Annotated in this window: 16 protein-coding genes; 6 read left to right on the top strand and 10 right to left on the bottom strand. The window is 72.6% G+C overall.

The genetic code is table 11. From position 1 onward, the window contains the following. The first annotated feature begins 832 nt into the window (after nucleotides 1-832). Nucleotides 833-1,222 carry a tyrosinase family oxidase copper chaperone gene (locus AB0G01_RS24415; RefSeq protein WP_360949245.1) on the top strand — a complete coding sequence of 130 codons (390 nt, stop codon included), beginning with the start codon at nucleotides 833-835 and terminating at the stop codon, nucleotides 1,220-1,222. A gap of 25 nt (nucleotides 1,223-1,247) precedes the next feature. Then, nucleotides 1,248-2,066, top strand: coding sequence for a tyrosinase family protein (locus AB0G01_RS24410; protein WP_360949243.1), 819 nt, complete (start codon nucleotides 1,248-1,250; stop codon nucleotides 2,064-2,066). A gap of 236 nt (nucleotides 2,067-2,302) precedes the next feature. Here the strand turns inward: AB0G01_RS24410 and AB0G01_RS24405 are convergent, their stop codons facing one another. From AB0G01_RS24405 to AB0G01_RS24380, 6 genes are all read right to left on the bottom strand, one after another. Beyond that, nucleotides 2,303-3,937, bottom strand: a complete 1,635-nt coding sequence (locus AB0G01_RS24405; RefSeq protein WP_360949241.1) for a S8 family serine peptidase — start codon at nucleotides 3,935-3,937, stop codon at nucleotides 2,303-2,305. A 254-nt stretch (nucleotides 3,938-4,191) separates the two neighbouring features. Beyond that, nucleotides 4,192-5,487 (bottom strand): cytochrome P450, encoded by a 1,296-nt coding sequence (locus AB0G01_RS24400; RefSeq protein ID WP_360949239.1) that lies wholly within the window; start codon nucleotides 5,485-5,487, stop codon nucleotides 4,192-4,194. 178 nt (nucleotides 5,488-5,665) lie between these two features. Beyond that, nucleotides 5,666-7,039 (bottom strand): permease prefix domain 1-containing protein, encoded by a 1,374-nt coding sequence (locus AB0G01_RS24395; protein ID WP_360949237.1) that lies wholly within the window; start codon nucleotides 7,037-7,039, stop codon nucleotides 5,666-5,668. Beyond that, nucleotides 7,036-7,410 (bottom strand): PadR family transcriptional regulator, encoded by a 375-nt coding sequence (locus tag AB0G01_RS24390; protein ID WP_360949235.1) that lies wholly within the window; start codon nucleotides 7,408-7,410, stop codon nucleotides 7,036-7,038. The genes AB0G01_RS24395 and AB0G01_RS24390 overlap by 4 nt, the downstream gene beginning before the upstream one ends. A 199-nt stretch (nucleotides 7,411-7,609) precedes the next feature. Beyond that, nucleotides 7,610-8,476, bottom strand: coding sequence for a virginiamycin B lyase (locus tag AB0G01_RS24385; protein WP_360949233.1), 867 nt, complete (start codon nucleotides 8,474-8,476; stop codon nucleotides 7,610-7,612). Nucleotides 8,477-8,548: 72 nt separating this feature from the next. After that, a complete protein-coding gene (locus AB0G01_RS24380) occupies nucleotides 8,549-9,289 on the bottom strand; it encodes an NAD(P)H-binding protein (RefSeq protein ID WP_360949231.1) in 741 nt (246 codons plus the stop codon). Between the two features lie 164 nt (nucleotides 9,290-9,453). Between AB0G01_RS24380 and AB0G01_RS24375 the strand changes: the two genes are divergently transcribed. Together AB0G01_RS24375 and AB0G01_RS24370 are read left to right on the top strand one after the other, a co-directional pair. Beyond that, nucleotides 9,454-10,338 (top strand): RNA polymerase sigma-70 factor, encoded by an 885-nt coding sequence (locus AB0G01_RS24375; RefSeq protein ID WP_360949229.1) that lies wholly within the window; start codon nucleotides 9,454-9,456, stop codon nucleotides 10,336-10,338. Nucleotides 10,339-10,552: 214 nt separating this feature from the next. Next, entirely contained in the window at nucleotides 10,553-11,017 is a 465-nt protein-coding gene (locus AB0G01_RS24370; protein WP_360949227.1) for a hypothetical protein, read from the top strand. Nucleotides 11,018-11,074: 57 nt separating this feature from the next. On the opposite strand, the gene AB0G01_RS24365 is transcribed toward AB0G01_RS24370, so the two are convergent. Continuing rightward, the gene (locus AB0G01_RS24365) at nucleotides 11,075-11,533 is read right to left on the bottom strand and encodes a substrate-binding domain-containing protein (RefSeq protein ID WP_360949225.1); all 459 of its coding nucleotides are present in this window, start codon (nucleotides 11,531-11,533) and stop codon (nucleotides 11,075-11,077) included. A gap of 156 nt (nucleotides 11,534-11,689) precedes the next feature. Beyond that, nucleotides 11,690-12,334: an HAD family hydrolase gene (locus AB0G01_RS24360; protein WP_360949223.1), complete on the bottom strand. Its 645-nt coding sequence runs from the start codon at nucleotides 12,332-12,334 to the stop codon at nucleotides 11,690-11,692. A 165-nt stretch (nucleotides 12,335-12,499) separates the two neighbouring features. Here AB0G01_RS24360 and AB0G01_RS24355 point away from each other — a divergent pair, with 165 nt between their 5' ends. Then, nucleotides 12,500-14,608 carry a M6 family metalloprotease domain-containing protein gene (locus tag AB0G01_RS24355; RefSeq protein WP_360949221.1) on the top strand — a complete coding sequence of 703 codons (2,109 nt, stop codon included), beginning with the start codon at nucleotides 12,500-12,502 and terminating at the stop codon, nucleotides 14,606-14,608. 516 nt (nucleotides 14,609-15,124) lie between these two features. Here the strand turns inward: AB0G01_RS24355 and AB0G01_RS24350 are convergent. Both AB0G01_RS24350 and AB0G01_RS24345 read right to left on the bottom strand, forming a co-directional pair. Next, nucleotides 15,125-15,256: a hypothetical protein gene (locus AB0G01_RS24350; RefSeq protein WP_360949219.1), complete on the bottom strand. Its 132-nt coding sequence runs from the start codon at nucleotides 15,254-15,256 to the stop codon at nucleotides 15,125-15,127. A 141-nt stretch (nucleotides 15,257-15,397) separates the two neighbouring features. Continuing rightward, nucleotides 15,398-16,297: a DUF2268 domain-containing putative Zn-dependent protease gene (locus AB0G01_RS24345; protein ID WP_360949217.1), complete on the bottom strand. Its 900-nt coding sequence runs from the start codon at nucleotides 16,295-16,297 to the stop codon at nucleotides 15,398-15,400. A gap of 197 nt (nucleotides 16,298-16,494) precedes the next feature. On the opposite strand from AB0G01_RS24345, the gene AB0G01_RS24340 reads away from it, so the two are divergent. Beyond that, nucleotides 16,495-18,021, top strand: coding sequence for a spherulation-specific family 4 protein (locus AB0G01_RS24340; protein WP_360949215.1), 1,527 nt, complete (start codon nucleotides 16,495-16,497; stop codon nucleotides 18,019-18,021). Nucleotides 18,022-18,080: the final 59 nt, after the last annotated feature.

The raw sequence follows: 18,080 nt of genomic DNA, 5'->3' as shown, positions 1-18,080 counted from the left end.
CTGGTCGCAGTCCCCGCCACCGAGTATATGTGAGCTGCGTCACGCATATGCGTAACAGTATAAGATTCACCGACGGCCCATTCTCGTGAGGCATTCGCCGCCCGGGTTGACCTCTTCGCCGTACGGCCTGCCGACAGCCGAATGGAGTCGCTGTCGCGGCATCCGCGATTTCCCCAGCTCAGCGGTCTGCTTTGACGATCGGGCAGCCGGGCGGTGAAGTCAACCGGACCGCGCGGCCACCTGTCTTCGCACATCAGATCTTTTCGACCCGTGGATGAACACCGTCAGCCGGGCGCACTACTCGCACCACCCGCTCCAGGACCAGCGTTCACGGTTGTTCCGCACAATCCCGCACAACGCGGCGGAAGCGCCTTCGCGCCGGTCACACCACCCCACCGAGGTGACGCCGAGTAACTGTTGCCCGCGACACCGTGGGCCGGGGGACGGCTGCTCGCGCGCACCGAGTCTTACGCGTTTCCGAACTCATCGGTTCCGGTGGCCCCGAACGGCGGTGTGCATTCTACCGAACTCGTGTCACCGCCCTCGGCGCAGAACTGCCGCAATTCTGCCGGAGAAAGAGCCGGTGAGCAGCGGAGAACGTGTCGCTATACGCGGTCCGGGCGGGCGGCACACCGCACCCGGCGGTTCCCGGTGCCGCCCCGGTGAGCCCAGGCACTTGTTTAACACTTTACCGGGGACAAATCGCCTATTTGGCGGCTCTTTCACAGAAATATCCACTGATAACGTCTGCACTGCGGCGCTTCCGGGGGAGGTGAAGGCCGCCCTTCGGATTGTTCGCGCCGCGTTCACCACACAGACAGGTGGCACAGACATGCATGTCCAGAAAGACGGGGCCGACCGGGTCGTCGGCCGGCGGAGATTCCTCGTCGGCGGCCTGATCGGCGGCGGGGTCGCCGTGGCGGCCGGGGTGGGGCTGCTCGGGCTGGGCTCGAACGCACAGGCCTTGGCGCTGGAGGAGTTCGACGAGGTGTACCAGGGGCGGCGGATCCAGGGGTGGGCCGTCCAGAACGGGGACGACCCGCGCAGCGAGGCGTCCGTGGACGGTGCCCCGTTGCACGTCATGCGCAACGGCGACCACACGTACACGACGTCGGTGAACCACTACGAGTCCTTCGACTCCCTCCGGAACGCGGCACGGCGTGCCGTGGACACCCTCGGCGACCTGCGGCCGGAATCGCAGTCGGCCCACCACGGCCGTTGATCCGGGCATCGAACAGGGGGAGATCATGGGAATCCGCAAGAACCAGCAGAACCTGACCGCCACGGAGCGGACGAACTTCGTCAACGCGCTGCTCGCGCTCAAGCAGAGCGGCGGCTACGACACCTTCGTGCAGCAGCACATCACCCGCGCCAACGGGGACAGCGACTGGTCGGTGCGCATCGGGCACCGGTCACCGTCGTTCCTGCCGTGGCACCGCCGGTACCTGATCGAGTTCGAGCTGGCGCTCCAGGCGATCGACCCGTCGGTGACCATCCCCTACTGGGACTGGACGACCGCCGGCAGCACCTCCACGCTGTGGGCCAACAACTTCCTGGGTCCCAACGGGACCGCCGTGAGCAACTGGCGGGTCAACTCCGGCCCGTTCGCCCAGTCGACGGGCCAGTGGACGCTGACCGTGCGCAGCGACTCGGCCAACTACCTGCGCCGGAACTTCGGCTTGGGTGGCCTGCTCCTGCCGACGGCGGCCGAGGTGACGTCGGTCCTGGGGCTCGCCACCTACGACACCTCGCCGTGGAACAGCACGTCGCTCAGCAGCTTCCGCAACTACCTGGAGGGCTTCCGCGGCCCGAACCTGCACAACCGGGTGCACAACTGGGTCAACGGCACGATGGCCGGGTTCGGCTCGCCGAACGACCCCGTGTTCTGGCTGCACCACTGCAACGTCGACCGCCTGTGGTCGCAGTGGCAGGCCCAGCACCCCACCAGCACCTACCTGCCCAGCTCGGGGACGGCGAACGTCGTGGACCTCTACGAGGCCATGAGCCCGTGGACCACCACGCCGAACGACATGCTGAACCACAGCGCCATCTACCAGTACGCGTGACGGCGGCGCTCCCCTCCGGGGGGCGTCCTCCGCTGAGCACGACGACCTCGCGACCGCTCCGGTCGCGGGGTCGTCGTCGTACGCGTCGGTCCACTCGTTTCGATCCACTCGTTTCGATCCACTGTGGACGGACCGAGTGCGTCGGTGCCGTTCGCGGGAAAGAGGAAACCACGCGGTGGGTGCGGGAAGACCGCACCCACCGCGTGGTTCCGCCGGTTCGACCCCTCACCGACCGCCTAGGAGACGGTCCACGTGAACGTCGTCTGGGCGGGCCCGGTGTAGCTGTCGCTGGCGTACACCGTGACGGTGTAGGTGCCGGCGGTGGTGGGCGTACCCGAGATCACGCCGGTGCCCGACGCGATGCTCAGCCCCGGCGGCAGGCCGGTGCCCCAGAAGGTCAGCGCGTCGTCGTCGCCGTCCCACGCCTGGAGCGCCAGGCTGGTCGGCACGGTCCGGGTCGCCTGGCGCGGACCGGGGTAGGCGACGCGCTCCGGGAAGTTCACGTTCGCCAGGTAGTTGCCCACCGCCGTGAGCAGGTTCGGCAGCGGGCCGATGTGCTGGGTGCCGCTCTGCGCGGTGCCCGTCGCGATCAGGATCTCCCGGGCCTCGGCGGGCGAGAGCGTCTCGCCGTTCGCCTCGGCCACGCTGAGCAGCGACGCCAGCGCGGACGCCACGACCGGCGAGGCGCTCGACGTGCCGGAGAAGTACGAGGTGTACTTGTCGTTCGCGCCGGTCCCGTGCAGGTCGCCGTAGCCGGTGGTGGTGACGCACTCGCCCCAGCCCTGGAGGTCGACCCTGGTGCCGTAGTTGGAGAAGCCCAGCTTCGACCTCGGGGTGCCGGTGCACCCCGGTGCCGCACCCGCGCCGACGATGATCGCGCCGGAGTCCGGCTTGTCGGCCGGGAACCGCGCGCCGAAGCACGAGTTGTTGAGGTCCTGGTTGCCGTTGCCGCCGGCTTCCACGACGTGCCGACCGGACTGCACGACGGTGACGATCGCGTCGTACACCGAGTCCCACACCTCCATGGGGGCGTAGTCGCCGCAGTAGCCGACGTGCTGTTCGATCAGCAGGACGTCGCCGACGCCCACGCCCGCGCCCGCCGTCAGGATGGCGTTCGCCAGGTCGTAGCCGTTCTCCTGGCTGACGACGTTGGTGTAGTGCAGGCCGGCGTCGGGCACCAGGCCGGTCACGCCGAACCCGTTGGCGTCCGCGCCGATCACCCCGGCCACGGCCGTGCCGTGGTCGATGCTGGTCGGGGTGAAGCTCGGGGTGCCGTTGGGGATGAGCGCCCCGGTCAGCCGCAGCTTGGACAGGTCCTCGTGCTGCGGGTTCCAGTTCTGTTCGAGGTCGACGACCTTGACGTTGCCGCCCGTGCCGCCGGTGACGGTGTGCGCGTAGTCGGCGTCGATGCCGCTGCTGGCCACGGAGTCCGCGTAGACCTGCTGCGCGGAGAAGTTCGGCGTGATCGTGTCGCTGCCCACCGGCTGCGGGTAGGCGATCTCGACGCCGTCCAGCGCGGTGAGCTCCCGCGCGGCGGCCTTGGCGTCCACACCGGGCGCGAGGCGCACGCGGTGCCACCGCTCCAGCGCCGGTGCCGGGGCCGACCCCGGCTTGGTCTCCGACTTCGCGCCGACCTGCCGCAGCGTGGTCAGCCGATCGTCGAGACGGGCGAACAGCGGCTGCACCGCGGCGATCCCGCGACCGCCCAGCGCCTGCCGCACCTCGGCGACACCGGCCCCGGCGGCCAGCTTCACCTCGACGACCTCACCCGGTCCGGTGGGTGCCGCCGAGGCGACGGGCACGGACAGCGCGACGTTGCCGGCACCCACGACGAGCGCGGCGGTCAGCAGTGCCAACGATTTCTTTCTCACAGAGTTGCCCTCTCCTCGAAAACCACTGGTGAGGACGGGAGAAACCGTCGGGGGCCGTACCGGCGCGCCGAAGAACACCGCCGGTCGGCGGTGCGCGAACCCGGTCCCCCGTGGAAATCCCCCAGTATTGCCCCAGTGCTCCCACTTCAGCGCACATCGGCGTGGATGTCCAGCACCCGGTGTCCGCCGAATGGTCCAGACCAGGACACCCGGCTACGCCTTACCGAACCCGCGAACCCGCGAACCGGCGCGGCTCAGGTCGTGATCGTGGCGGTGAGCGGGCCGTCCGGGCGGACGGTGACGCCGAAGGTCGGGGCCGGGCGGACGTGCGGGACGACCGTGAACCCCGGCAGGAGGGCGTCGAGCAACAGGGTCGTCTCGCGCAGGCCGAACTGGATGCCCAGGCAGGCGCGCGGTCCGATCCCGAACGGGTAGTACGCGCCCGCCGGCGGGCGGGGCGCGGTCGGGGCGAACCGGTCCGGCCGGAAGCGCTCCGGTTCGGGCCACGCGGTCTCGTCGCGGTGGGTCAGGTACGGGCTGGTAAGGATCGTGGTGTCCGCGTCGATCCGGTGCCCGGCCAGGACGTCGTCCTGGGCGGCGTGGCGCGGCATGATCCACGCGGCCGGGTAGAGCCGCAGCGTCTCGTGGACCAGGGCGCGGATCGCGGCGGCGCGCTCCGGCGAGCCGGGCGGGTGGGCCACCGCGCGGTCGCGTTCGGCGGGGTTGTCGTGCAGCAGCAGGAAGAGCCAGCTCAACGTCGTGGCGGTGGTCTCGTAGCCGGCGGCCAGCAGGGTGACCAGCTCGTCCCGGATCACCCTCTCGGTGTACTCCGGGTGGTCCTCGGCCGCCGCGAGCAGGACGTGCAGCAGGCTGGGGCCGGGCCACTCGCGCGCCGCCCTGATCGCCCGCGCGGCCACCGCGTCGACCTGCGCCAGCTCGGCGGTCACGTCGGGCGCGGCTTCCCCGGTCGCGGGCGCGAACGCGGGCAGCGCCGCCACCACCCGCCCGGCGGCCAGGAACTCCCGGTGCGTCGTCTCGTCCAGCGGCCGGCCGGTCATCGACCGCCAGATCACGTCGAGCGAGAAGTGCCGCATGTCGGCGGCGACGTCACGGGGTTCGCCGGTCCGCGCGCTCGCCGCCCACCGGGCGGTGACGTCCGCGACGGCGTCGCGCATCAGCCCGTCGTACCGGCGCACGCCCTGGCCGGTGAACTGGGCCTGCATCACCCGCCGCTGGGTGCGCCACCGCTCGCCGGAGGCCGACAGCAGGCCGTCGCCGAGCACGACCTTCAACCGGTGCGACCGCTTGACGTACCGGTCGGGGTGCAGCGCGAGGACGTGGTGCACCGCCTCGGGCGCGGTGACCAGGACCGTCCGCCGGTTGCCGAGCCGGAACCCGCTCACCCCGCCGAGCCGCTGCGCGGCGGTCAGCAGGTCGACCAGCTCGCCGCCGGAGCGCTGCCAGCGGCCGACGACGGCGGGGTCGAGCTCGGGGACGGCGGTGCCGGGCGGTGCGGTGTCCAAGGCGGTCTCCTGCTCGATCCGGGACACCAAGACTACAACGCACCGCAGTCATTCCAGCACAAGCCGATCGTCCGAGGGGCGCGCACCCGTTTCGGTCCACTGAGGACGGTCCCGGGCCACGTCACCGGCGCGGCGGTGTTCGGCCGTGCGGGGTCCGACCGGCGGCCGAAGCCGCACGGTCGGACCCCGCGCTGGAGCACCCCGGTCAGAGGTAGCCGAACACCGGCGGGAACACCAGCACCACGATCCACGCCCAGCCGGCGAACACCGGCAGGTAGTTGATCTGCCACCGCTCCACCACCGCGAACGGGTCGCGCCGGCGGACCAGGCGCAGCACCAGCCAGGCGGACCAGACGAGGTTCGCCAGCAGGATGACGTTCTCGCCGAGCGCCGCCGCCTTGTTCGGCGTGGTGCCGTACTCGCCGATGCGCCCGGCGATCTCGACCAGCACCAGCACGTCGATGGCCAGCGCGCTGACCACGAGGGCGAGTTGCAGCTTGTCGAACAGCACGGGCGGGGCGAGCGGGTCGCGGGCCGAGATGGAGTAGAGCAGCAGCCCCAGCACCACCACCAGCAGGAGGTCGAAGAGGATCAACGCCTCCCGCTCCACGTCGATGCCGACGCCGGCCAGGCCGAACGTGACCAGGAAAGCCAGCAGCACCGCGGTGAACAGCGGTGTGAACAACCGCGTGAGCACCGGCGCGATGTTCTCCACGACGCTCTGCTTGGCCTCCACCAGCCACCCGGCCACCACCACCGCGCCGGCGGCCCCGCCGGGGATGAGCCACTGCGACACCAGGATCTCCGGCGAGATCCCGATGGCGTCGAAGGTGCCGAAGGTGAACGCCACCAGCACGCCGCCGCCGAGGGCGATCAGCACGTAGTAGACGAACCACTCCCCGGTGAAGCGCACGAAGTCCATGCGGCGACGTGGCGAGCGCACGTCGTCGGACACGTACGCCAAGCCCACCACGAACCACAGCGCGATCGGCAGGTGGATGCTGGTCAGGACCAACGACTGCGAGCCGTCCCCGAGCGGATAGGCGTTGGCCGCCACCGCGCCGAGCGCGAACAACGCGAGCAGCGCACCGATCAGCGGCCTCGCCGCCCGTCGCCGCCAGGCCAGGAACGCCGCCAGCCACGGCAGCGTGAACAGGGCGAGGTTCGGCGCGTAGAAGGCGGGGTCGTCCTCGAACCCCAGGCCGAAGAGCTCCGGCACCTTGATGGACACCGCCGCGCCGATCGCGCACACCACCATCGCGAGCAGGTCGCGCCGCGACCGGCTGCGCGTGGAGGGGTTGCCGGCGTCGCCGGTGAGCACCAGTTGCTTCCACAGGCGTTCCGAGTGCTCGCGGGCGAACTCGCGGGACAGCTCGTCCAGGCTGCCCATCCGCTTGACCGCGACCAGGAACGCCTCGTCGGCGTGCAGACCGGCGGCGACCAGCCCGTCGACCGAACCGCGCAGGTGGTCTTCGAGCTCGTCGGCGTCGGCGCTGCGCAGCTCCGGTCGGCGCTGCACGTAGCGCCGCCACTGGGCGAACTGGTCCTCAAGCCCGTCCCGACCGTTCGGCACCGTCATGCGGGCCCTCCCCACGGCATCGCGATCAGCGGCCGGGCATCCCCGGAACCCGACCAGATCTCCTTCAGCGCACTGACGACGGTGTCCCACTGGCGGCGCTGCTCGGCGAGCTCGGCCAGGCCGCCGGGGGTGATGCGGTAGTACTTGCGCCGCCGCTCCCCCGCCACCGCCTGCCAGGTGGACTCGACGTGGCCGAGGCGTTCGAGCCGGTGCAGCAACGGGTAGAGCAGACCCTCGGTCCAGTCCAACTCCCCGCCGGACAGCTCGTTGATCCGCCGCAGGATGGCGTACCCGTAGCTGTCCCCCTCGGTGAGGATGCCCAACACCATCGGCGTCGCCGAGGCCGCCACAAGATCCTTCGTGACCTTCACGACCCCCCTTTCCACTGAATACCTAGAACACTGAGGCATAGTAGTTCTAGGTATCGAAAAGACGCAACCGACCCCCGACAGGGTGCTTCAGGACGCGGGACCGCCCGGTCAGCGAGGGTCGACCGCGCTGTCGGACGTGGGCCGCGCGCCGCCGTCCACCCTGCGCCACAACGTGTTCAGCGCGCCCGCGAGCGGAGCCTCAACCGTCGAGCCGGGCGATCGCCCCGGACTCCAGCGCGATCCACACGACCCCGTCCGGCCCGACCGCGATGCCGTGCGGCTCCGCGCCGGGCAGGGCGTGGGTCTCGACCGCGCCGTCCGGGGTGACGCGACCCGCCCGGCCCGCCGCCCACTCGGTGAACCAGCACGAGCCGTCCGGCGCGGCGGCGATCGCGTGCGGCCGGGCCGCGCGGTCCGGCAGCGGGAACTCGGTGATCCGGCCGTCCGGGGTGATCCGGCCGACCTGCCCCGCGCCGAGCTCGACGAACCACAGCGCGTCCGCCGTCGCGGCGATGCCCACCGGGCCCGCCGCCGGGGTCGGCAGCGGGTGGGTGGTGACCTCGCCGGACGTCGTCACGCGGCCGATCGCGCCCGCCTGGTTGAGGGTGAACCACAGCGCGCCGTCCGGACCGGCCGCGATCACGGCCGGGAAGCCGCCGCCGGGCACGTCGAACTCCGCGACCTCGCCGGAGGTCGTGATCCGGCCGACCCGACCGGTGTCCATCGCGGTGAACCACAGCGCGCCGTCGGGACCGGCGGTCAGCCCGAACGGTCCCGCGCCCGGCACCGGGAACGCCGTCACCCCGCCGTCGACCGTGATCCGCCCGATCCGGTGCCCGGCGGACTCGGTGAACCACACCGCGCCGTCCGGCCCGACCACCGGCACCGAGGGACGGCCCGCCGGGTCCGGCAGCGCGAACGCGGTGTGCCCGCCGTCCGGGTCCAACCGCCCGATCCGCCCGTGGTGCACCTCCGTGAACCAGACCGCGCCGTCCGGCCCGACCACCACCCCGTAGGGGCCCGCACCCGGCTCACCCACCGGGAACTCCACGATCGACACGGCCACGCGACCCCCTCGTCCGATGATCTCCCGGCGAACCTCACGGAACCACACGGGTGCCGGTACCGCCCGCGCGGGTCAGCCGGCCAGCCAGTCCGCCAGCCGGGTCGTGCCGACCAGCGAGCCCGGACCGGGCAGCAGGGTCTTCGCCTCCAGCCGGGTGCCGAAGTAGCGGGCCTCGGGGTCGGTGACGACCGCGCGCCGGTCGTGGCGCGCCGCCAGGACCGTCCGAACCCACCCGTCCATGCCGAACACCTCGGGGCCGCCGATCTCGACCACGTCGCCCAGCGGCGCGCCGACCGCCGTCCGGCCCACGGTCGCGGCCACGTCGGCGGCGGCCACCGGCCGCACGCCGCCGTCCGGCAGGGTCACCACGCCGGCGACCGTCGCCGAGTCCGCGATGCCGCCGGCGAACTCGAAGAACTGCGTGGCGCGCACCAGCGACCAGGGCAACCCGGACGCGCGGATCAGCTCCTCCTGGGCCACCTTCGCGCGCAGGTACCCCGACGCGGGCGCGCGCTCGGCACCGACCACGGACAGCGCGACGTAGTGCCCGACCCCGGCGCTCCTGGCCGCCTCGACCAGGGTGGTGGTGGAGGTGCGGAAGAACTCCAGCACGTCGGCGTCGGCGAACGACGGCGAGTTGGACACGTCGACCAGCACGTCCGCGCCGGCCACCGCCTCCTCGACCCCGTCGCCGGTGATCGTGTCGACCCCGGTCGAGGGTGCCGCCGCCACCGCCTCGTGCCCGTGCCCGCCGAGCCGGGCGACGACGTTCGACCCGATCAGCCCGGTTCCGCCGATCACGACGACCTTCATGGTGACTCCTCTCGCCGACGTCCGGCCGTTCCGGGACGCGCCTACGCCAACCAGGACAGCGCAGGGTCCCGATTCGTGACAGCGGGCCGGTCCGACGCCCGCCGGTAGGATCGGCGGCGATCGGTTCGCGGACGGGCCGCGCGGTGTGGGAGGACGTCTCGACCATGGCGGGAACCGTCGGCGGGGACCTCGACCACGCCGCAGCCGTGTTCGCCGAGGTGCGGCCCCGGCTCTTCGGCATCGCCTACCGGATGCTGGGCAGCGCCGTCGACGCCGAGGACCTGGTGCAGGACGTGTGGCTGCGCTGGCAGTCCTGCGACCGGTCGGTGGTGCTCGACCCGCTCGCCTACCTGGCCACCGCCACGACCCGGTCGGCCATCAACGCCGGCCGCACCGCGCGGGCGCGGCACGAGGTCTACGCGGGTCCCTGGCTGCCCGAACCGGTCGACACCTCGGCCGACCCGCAGTTGGGTGCCGAGCGGGACGCCGCGCTGGAAGTCGCCGTGCTGGTCCTGCTGGAGAAGCTCACGCCCACGCAGCGGGCCGCGTACGTGCTGCGCGAGGCGTTCGGCTACCCCTACGGCCAGATCGCCGAGATCGTCCAGGCCACCGAGTCCTCGGCCCGCCAGCTCGTCAGCCGGGCGCGTCGGCAGCTCGCCGACGCGCGGCGCACCCCCGTGGCCGGGCCCGAGCAGCGCCGGTTGCTGACCGCGTTCGTCGCGGCGGCGCGCGGGGGCGACCTGGCCGCCTTGGAGGAGCTGCTCGCCGCCGACGTGGTGAGCTACTCCGACGGCGGTGGCGTGGTGCGGGCCTCGCGCGTCCCGGTCGCCGGCGCGACCACCGTGGCGAAGTACGTCCGCGCGTTCGCCGGCCACTTCTGGACGGGTGTCGAGATCGGCTGGACGTCGGTCAACGGCACCGACGCCGCGCTGCTGCGCCGGGACGGCACCGTGGTCACGGTGCTCACCGTGGCGGCCTCGGCGGACGGCATCGACCGGATCTTCTGGATGATGAACCCGGACAAGCTCGCCGCCGTGGGCCGCGTCTGACCGGGTGCGACGGTGCCGGCAGCACGGAGTCGACCGCACCCGCTCGACGAACGCCCGCCACCGGCACGTGCGACCGGCTCTCCGCGAACCCGCACCACCGGACTTCCGGCGTCGATGCCGGGGAAGGGGAGCTGAGTGACTTCTCCAAGCGATCGGAGGATGGCTAGCGTCGGGGTCGAACCCGCCGGCGAACCGCCCTGGAGGACGAGCGACCATGACCAGCCCGTACGAGCGCCTGTTCGTCAGGAAGATGCCGAACTGCCTCGCCGACCTCGTCAACGAAGGGGGCGGCAGCGGCATCCCCGACCCGGACAACGTGGGCGAGGCGCTCGCCCTCATGCGCTCGGAAGAGGTCCCCGAGAGCAAGGTCCACCTGACCTACACGTGGATCAACCCGTGCAGCGAGCCGGTGCAGTGGGTGAAGGAGCACGTGCACGACTACGACGAGGTCCTCATCTGGCACGGCAACGACCCGGACGACGTGGACGACCTCGGTGCCGAGATCTACCTGGACATCGAGGGCGTCCGCCACACGATCACGACGAGCGGGTCGGTCTACCTCCCCGCGGGCGTCCGCCACTGCCCGCTCGGCTTTACCCGCGTCGACCGCCCGTTCCGGTTCAGCGCCCTGTCCTTGAGCCCGAACTACGGGTCGGCCGAGCACCCGCCCCAGCCGTAGTGCGCGCGCGTCGGCCCCACCGCGCCCTCCCGGTGGGGTTCGACGCGGCCCGTCCGGTCAGGCGGTGGGACCGGGCGCGCACCCGCACGTGACGCCGACGCTGAGCGTGCCGTCCGGCACCACCGGCGCGGACGGACTCCCGCCGTCGTGGAAGACCGCGCCCAAGGCGTCGAAGGCGCGCACCGCGAACTCCTCGAACGGCAGGCCCACGGTGGTGAGCGGAAAACTGCCGAGCCGCGCCTCGCGCACGCCGTCGAAGCCCACGACCGCCAGGCCGTCGGGCACCCGCAGGCCCAGGCTCGTCGCCGTGCGGATGGTCACGAGTGCCTGCTCGTCGGTCGTGGCGCAGATCGCGCGGGGCCGGTCGGGGCTCTCCATCGCCTGCCGCCGACCGCCCTCGCGGCCTTCCGCCGGCCCGGCCCCGATCTCCCCGGCCACGCAGACGACGTCCTGGTAGCCGTGCCACAGCAGGTGGTCGACCACCGTCCGCGCGCCCAGGTGGTCGTTGAACGTCACGCTCGGCGAGGTGCGATCCGGCGCGGCCCACCGCAAGTAGACCCGTGGTGTCCCGTCGTGCCGGCGCGTCTTCGCCGTACGCGCCGTGCGGCGACTCCCGGGTTCCTCCACTGTGGACTGTCCGCCCGCCCGGCGGTCCGCAGTCCTGCGGGCGGGTCACCTCTTGGTCGGCGCGGACAGCGCGTCGAACCAGGGATTGGGCGGCGTCACCCGGTCGGCGGCGTCCGGGGCGCGCCGGTAGCGGAGCGCCTCCACGCCCGCCGCGCGGGCGGCGGCGAGATCGGGGCCGGTGCCGCCGACGAACGCGCACGACCCCACCGGGAAGGCCCGCTCGTGGACCGCCAGGGCGACCAGGTCCGGGGCGGGCGGCAGGCCCGCGCCATCCGGACCGGCCCGGCCGACCACGTGGCGCACCACGTCGCTCAACCCGTGCAGCACCAGGAACGTGCGCGCCGCCTCGGGGTCCAGCCCGGTCACCGCGGTGATGTGGGTGCCCGCGCGGGTGATCGCGGCCAGCGCACCCCGGACGCCGGGCGCGACCTCGGCGAACGCCACCAGTTCGTGCTCGATCCGGCACAACTGCGCGTACACCGCCCGTGCGGTCGCCGGCCCGATCTCCGCCGCGTGCGCCAGGACCTCGAACGGGTCGTCGGTCCGCCGCACCTCCCGCGACAGCCCGCCTTCTGCCACCAGCACCCGCAACCGGTCCGCGACCGACCCGGCGGGCGGCAACTCGGCGATCGGCCCGTCGAACGCGACCAGCACGTGATCCCGCTCGGCCAAGAACTCCTCCACGCGCACCAGACCCCCTCGTCGGTTCCCCCGCCCCGGGATGCCGCCCGCCGCACGTCCTGTCAGTCGCCGTCGGCAGTCAGGGGACGAGTGCCGTCAACTGACAACGGATTCACCGGCCGTGCCGGGTGAGGGACGGCCGTTAGCGTGGGTGGATCACACCTCGGAGGTGGCATGAATCACACTCGGGTCCGTCGTAGGCACAGGCGCTCTGTGCTCGTGGTGGCCGCGTTGTTCTCGGTCGCCGCGCTGACCGCGGGCAACACCGGCGCGCTCGCCGCCGCTCCGGACGCGCCGGAGCACCCCTGGCAGTACGACCACTGGCCTCGGCAGCAGCCCTGGCAGCAGACGCGGGACACCGCGCGCGTCGCGGCGCAGGCCGGGTTCCCGGGCCCCGTCGACCCCCAGAACTGGGTCAACCCCGACCACATGACCTGGGAGCGGGACTACCGGCAGATCCCCGGCACCGACTGGGCCGACCCGGCGGTCAAGGGCTCGGTCCGCACCTTCAAGGGCGCGCTGGTGCTGCTGGACTACTCCGACCAGCCGTTCGTGGTGACCCAGCCGCAGGGGTCGACGGTGTTCGGCAACCCCAGCGCCGAGGCCCACGACGTCCCCCGGGACCAGGTCGCGCGGTTCTACCAGGACTTCCTGAACAAGCCGAACGGGCTCAACCGGGGCCACACCGTGCACGAGTACTGGATGGAGGACTCCGGCGGGCGCTACGGCGTCGAGCTCGCCGGCTTCGGCCCGTACACCATGCCGGGCAAGGACCACGAGTACGCGATGGAGTTCCAGGAGGGCACCGGCTGCCCGGCCGGTGACCGGTGCGACCGCGACATCCGCACCGACGGCCGCGCCGCGTGGGTCGCCGACGTCGGGGCCCAGGTGCCCGCCGGCTTCGACTTCGTCTACTTCCTGTCGGCCGGCCAGGACGAGTCCGGGACCTGGCAGGAGTTCGGGACGATGAAGTTCGCGACGAAGGAGGACGTGCCCGACGAGTTCGGCCCGCCCGACCCCGCGCTGCCGAACTGGTCGCGCACCCGGTACGTCGACTGGACCTCGTGGGCGGCGGGGTCCGCGATTTGGCCCAACGCCGGCGGCGGCTCGTCCACGCAGGCGGAGAGCTCGGGCCAGGGCGTGTACGCGCACGAGCTCAGCCACCTGCTGGGCATCGGCGACAACTACAACAACCCCTACGGCAACCCGCCGCGCCGCGCGTACACCGGGATCTGGGACATGCTGTCCCGGGGCTCGTTCAACGGTCCCGGCGGCCCGCACTCGCGCTGGGTCATCCCGGCCACGGCGGGCGCGTCGCTGGGCGCGCAGCACGTGCTGCGCAACAAGATCAAGCTCGGCATCGTGGACGAGCGCAACGTGCTGCGGCTCTCCCGCGAGGCGCTCGACGAGTCCGGCACGGTCGTCGCCCGGGTCACCGCCCGGACCGTCCAGCCCGGCGGCGACGGGCTCTCCGGCGTGAACGTCGCGCTCGACACCGGCGACCTCGCCCCCGCCTGCGACATCCGGACCGACCCGCTGTGCGACGGCGGCGGCTACCAGAACTACACGGTCGAGGTCGTGGACCGGATGGGCGCGGACTCGTTCACGCCGGACGCGGGCGTGCTGCTCGCCAAGACCAAGAACGAGGACCGCGCGCCGTTCGCGTGGGTGGTCGACGCCAACCCGCAGGACATCGGCATGACCGACTACGTCCTGCCGGACGGGCGCGAGGTGCCCATCACGGTCGGCGACTACCGGCAGCTCTCCGACGCCCTGTTCCACGCCGGCACGAACTCGGGCAGCGAGTACGAGTACGTCGACCAGGCCAACCGCCTGCACTTCTACGTGCTCGACGTCGAGCGCGACCGGCAGGGCGTCCTGTCCTACACCGTCGCGATCCGGTCGCTGGACGGCGCGGGCCCGCAGCGGCGGGGCGTGCGGGTCCTGCCCACCGCCGGTCGGACCGGCAAGGACGGCGTGGCGACCTGCGAGTTCCCGTTGTTCAACACCGGGCGCGGGGCGACCCCGGCCGGGCAGCACCCGGAGGACGTGGCCCGGTACCTCGGTGGCGACGTCTACCGCGTTTCCGCGACGGCGGCGGCGGGCTGGACCGTCGACGTGCCCAACGCGCTGGCCACGGCCCAGTTCGGCCGCCACGTCCAGGTCCCGGTGCACGTGCGGCGGTCCGGCGGGCCGTTGCTGACCAAGGTGTCCCTGACGGCCACCTCGGAGAGCGACCCGACCAGGACCGCGACCGCCACCTGCGTGGTGCTCGGGCGCTGAGGGCGTGCGACCGGGGGCGGTGCCAACGACGTCGCCGCCCCCGGTCGCACGGACGGACGCCGACCGGGTTCCACGGTGGAACGGACGGGTGCGGGGTTTGGGGTGACCGACCGGACTCGCACCGGCTTCGACCAGAACCACGATCTGGTGCCTCGACTGCTTCGGCCTCGGTCACAACTGTCCCGCCGGCGGCCGAACCCGCTGCGGGTGGTGGAGGACGAGGGTGTCGGACCCTCCCCGACGATCTTGCAAGGATCGTCTGCGCCCGGCGCGTCCCCCTGGTGCCGCCACGCGGACGGCTCGCTCCCCCACCGGACTCGAACCCGGACCTCCCGGGCAACAACACCCGACAATGGTCGGCACTCGGCAATCCGGGAATGACGAACGGCTTCTACCGACCATTCCGCACCCGACGTACACCGCATAACAGAAATCCGTCGGAGAATGCCCGAAAGGAAGAGCCGCCCGGATCGGTGTCCCGATGGGCGGCTCCGCGTGATCGCGTCCAGACCGAGGTCAGGGCGAGGCGATCACCTGGAGCAGCACCGGTTCGGGCCGGGCCGTGGCCGGTGCGGGGTGCGCACCGAGCACGCCGGCGGCGGCGTGGTGCCGCGAATGCCGTTCCGCCCGCTCGCCCTCGACCGCCATGACCCGCACCCTTCGTCCGGTGATGTGATCGAAGTATGCGCGCCACCGATTGATCACGCAATCCTTTTTACCTCGGACTCCACCGGCGCATTCCCGGCGAAATCCTCGAACACGACCTTCGCGGCGATCTAGCCGCCGATCTCAGGACCGGTCGCGGGCACCGACGCGGAGCGCGGTCTCGACGACCTCCCGGCTGTCCACCAGAAGCGCTTCCGCCGCCGTGCGGCCGGTCGCGGCCAGGTAGGCGTCGACCAGCCGGTTGCCCGCGGCGTAACCCGCGCCGGTGGGCAGGCCGACCGGCGTCGCCCCGTACCGGACGGCGGTCGCGTCGCCGTGCACCCAGGCGGTGAAGTTCTCCATCCCGGTCACCCCGAGCCCGGAGACGACCTTGGCGAACACCGCGTCGTCGTGCAGGTGCGGCACGCCGATCCGCGTGTACCCGAGCTCGTCGCCGTACAACTGCCGCGCGAACGCGTCGGCCAGCCCCTCGGACACCACGTGCTCCCCCACGGTGACCGTCGCCGGGTCCCAGACCACGGAACCGCTGCCGTAGCGCAGGTTGTGGTTCAGCTCGTGGACCGCCGTCGCCTCCAGCCGCGCCAGGTTCTCCGGGTACGGCCAGAGGGTGAGGAACAGGTGGCCGGGCACGCTGCCGTTCGCCGTCATGCCCAGGTTCGGTCCCGTGAAGTGCTCGTCACCGGGGTCGCCGAGCACGAGGAGCACCGTGATGTCCGGGACCGCCAGGCCCGGCGTCGCGGCGAGCTGCACGGCCAGGGCGTCCTCCAGCGCACGCCCGATCCGACCCCACGCGTCCGCGTCGCGCAACGCGCCCAGCGCCTCCAGGCACCGGTCCTCGTCGCGGTCCAGCGGGAAGCCCGACGACATCCGGTGCATCGCGACGAGGTCGACCTCGCCGGGGAAGTACCGGTACATCCCGGCGGCGGGCTCCAGCACGGCCCGCAGCAGCCCGGGGCGGTCCGCCGGCGCGGCCCGCAGGATCTCCCGGATGGCCGGGCAGGTGTCGAGAACCGTGATCGTCATGGCCGGCACGCTAGGGCTTCCAGCGACTGGAGGTTCAAGTCCGGAGCCCGCTGCGGTCACCGGAACGCCCGGCGGCGGCTGGGCCGGACGGGTGGGCGTTGGTCCGCCGCTCGGGTCGGCTGCCTGCGGGCGGCCCAGCGCGGACCCCCCTTTCCGCGTGATTGCCCGTCCGGGCGCGGTGGCCGAGACTGGCGACCATGGCTTGCCCGAGTTCCGCTCTGGCCCGAGTCGGCGTCGCGGTCGCGGCGGTGTCCCTGCTGACCCCGGTCCCCGCGACGGCGGCGACACCCCAGCAGGCCGCGATCCCCGCCTACTGGAGCCCGGCCGACCCCGACGGTCTGACCACGTTCCGACGCCTGGCGCAGAACCGGCCCACCACGGGCCTGGTGGTCGTCAACGGCAGCCTGAGCAGACCGCAGGCACCGTTCTCCCCGGAGTGGGCCGAGGCCATCGAGACGGTGCACGACTCGGGCGCGCGGGTGCTGGTCTACGTGGACACCGGGTACCTCGGCGTCGACGTCGGCCAGGGCTCGCACCCGACCAGGGACGGCAGCACGTCGGTCGACGCGTGGGCCGCGCAGATCCGCCAGGACGTCGACGAGTGGTACGCGCTGTACGGCGACTACGGCGTGGACGGCGTATTCCTGGACCAGGTGCTGGACATGTGCGGCCCGGACGGCGAGTACGTCGACCGCTACGCCGCGATCCGCGACCACGTGCGCGCCGCCCACCCGCACGCCCGCGTCGCCATCAACCCGGGCACGGGTGCCGAGCAGTGCTACGACGCCGTGGCCGACACCATCCTGTCCTTCGAGGGCGACCACCGGTCATACCTGGCGCACGTGCCACCCGCGTGGGAATCGGCCAACCCCCGCCGGGAGAAGTTCTGGCACCTGGTCTACGACGTGCCCACCGCCCAGGACATGGCCGAGGTCGTGGCGCGCACCAAGGCCAACGGCGCGGGGTACGTCTACGTCACCGACCGCCCTTTCAGCCCGTCCACGTGGGACTGGCTCACCACGTACTGGGACGCGGAGCTCGGCGAGATCGCGGGCGTGACGGACACGACCCCGCCCGGCGCGCCGCGCGGGGTCGGCGCGACGGCCGCGTCCGGCCAGGTGGTCCTGCGGTGGCGGTCGGCGTCGGACAACGTCGCGGTGTCCGACTACGAGGTGCTCCGGGACGGCGAACCGGTCGGCACCACCTACGACACCGCCTTCACCGCCACCGACCTCCGGCCCGGCACGGCGTACGCGTTCACCGTCCGGGCGCGGGACGTCGCGGGCAACGCCTCCGCGCCCAGCGCGCCGGTCACCGCCACCACGCCGCCCGCCGCCGTGCTGGACCCGGCTGCCTGCCTCGGCCCGACGACCACCCGCTACCGGGCGACGTTCACCCGGGAGTTCCCGCACCGCCGGGTGTTCGTCGACGCCGACGACGACCCGTCGACCGGGTGGGCGCTGCCCCCGGGCCTGCCCTCCGGCGCGGACCACCTGGTCGAGAACGACGTGCTGTTCCGCTACACCGGGCCGGGCTGGGAGTGGGAGCCGGTCACCGACGTCGAGCAGGTGCGGGACGGGCCGGAGGTCACCTGGCGGGTGCCCACGGCCGCGTTCGGCGGGACGGCCGCGAGGGCGCAGGTCGTCGTGTTCAACGGCAACGACGGGCAGGACGAGTACAGCCCGGTGGTCGCCGTGCACCCGACGGACGAGGAGTGCGCGTGAGGCGCGGACGGCGGCGGCCCCGCGCCGAGGGCCGTGGTCGCTGAGGGACCGTGGTCGCG

Origin of the sequence: Actinosynnema sp. NPDC023587 (assembly GCF_040640215.1) — a bacterium.
Taxonomy (GTDB): Bacteria; Actinomycetota; Actinomycetes; order Mycobacteriales; family Pseudonocardiaceae; genus Actinosynnema.
The sequence above is the reverse complement of the archived record's forward strand: the minus strand, read 5'-3'. Positions and strand labels throughout refer to the sequence as shown.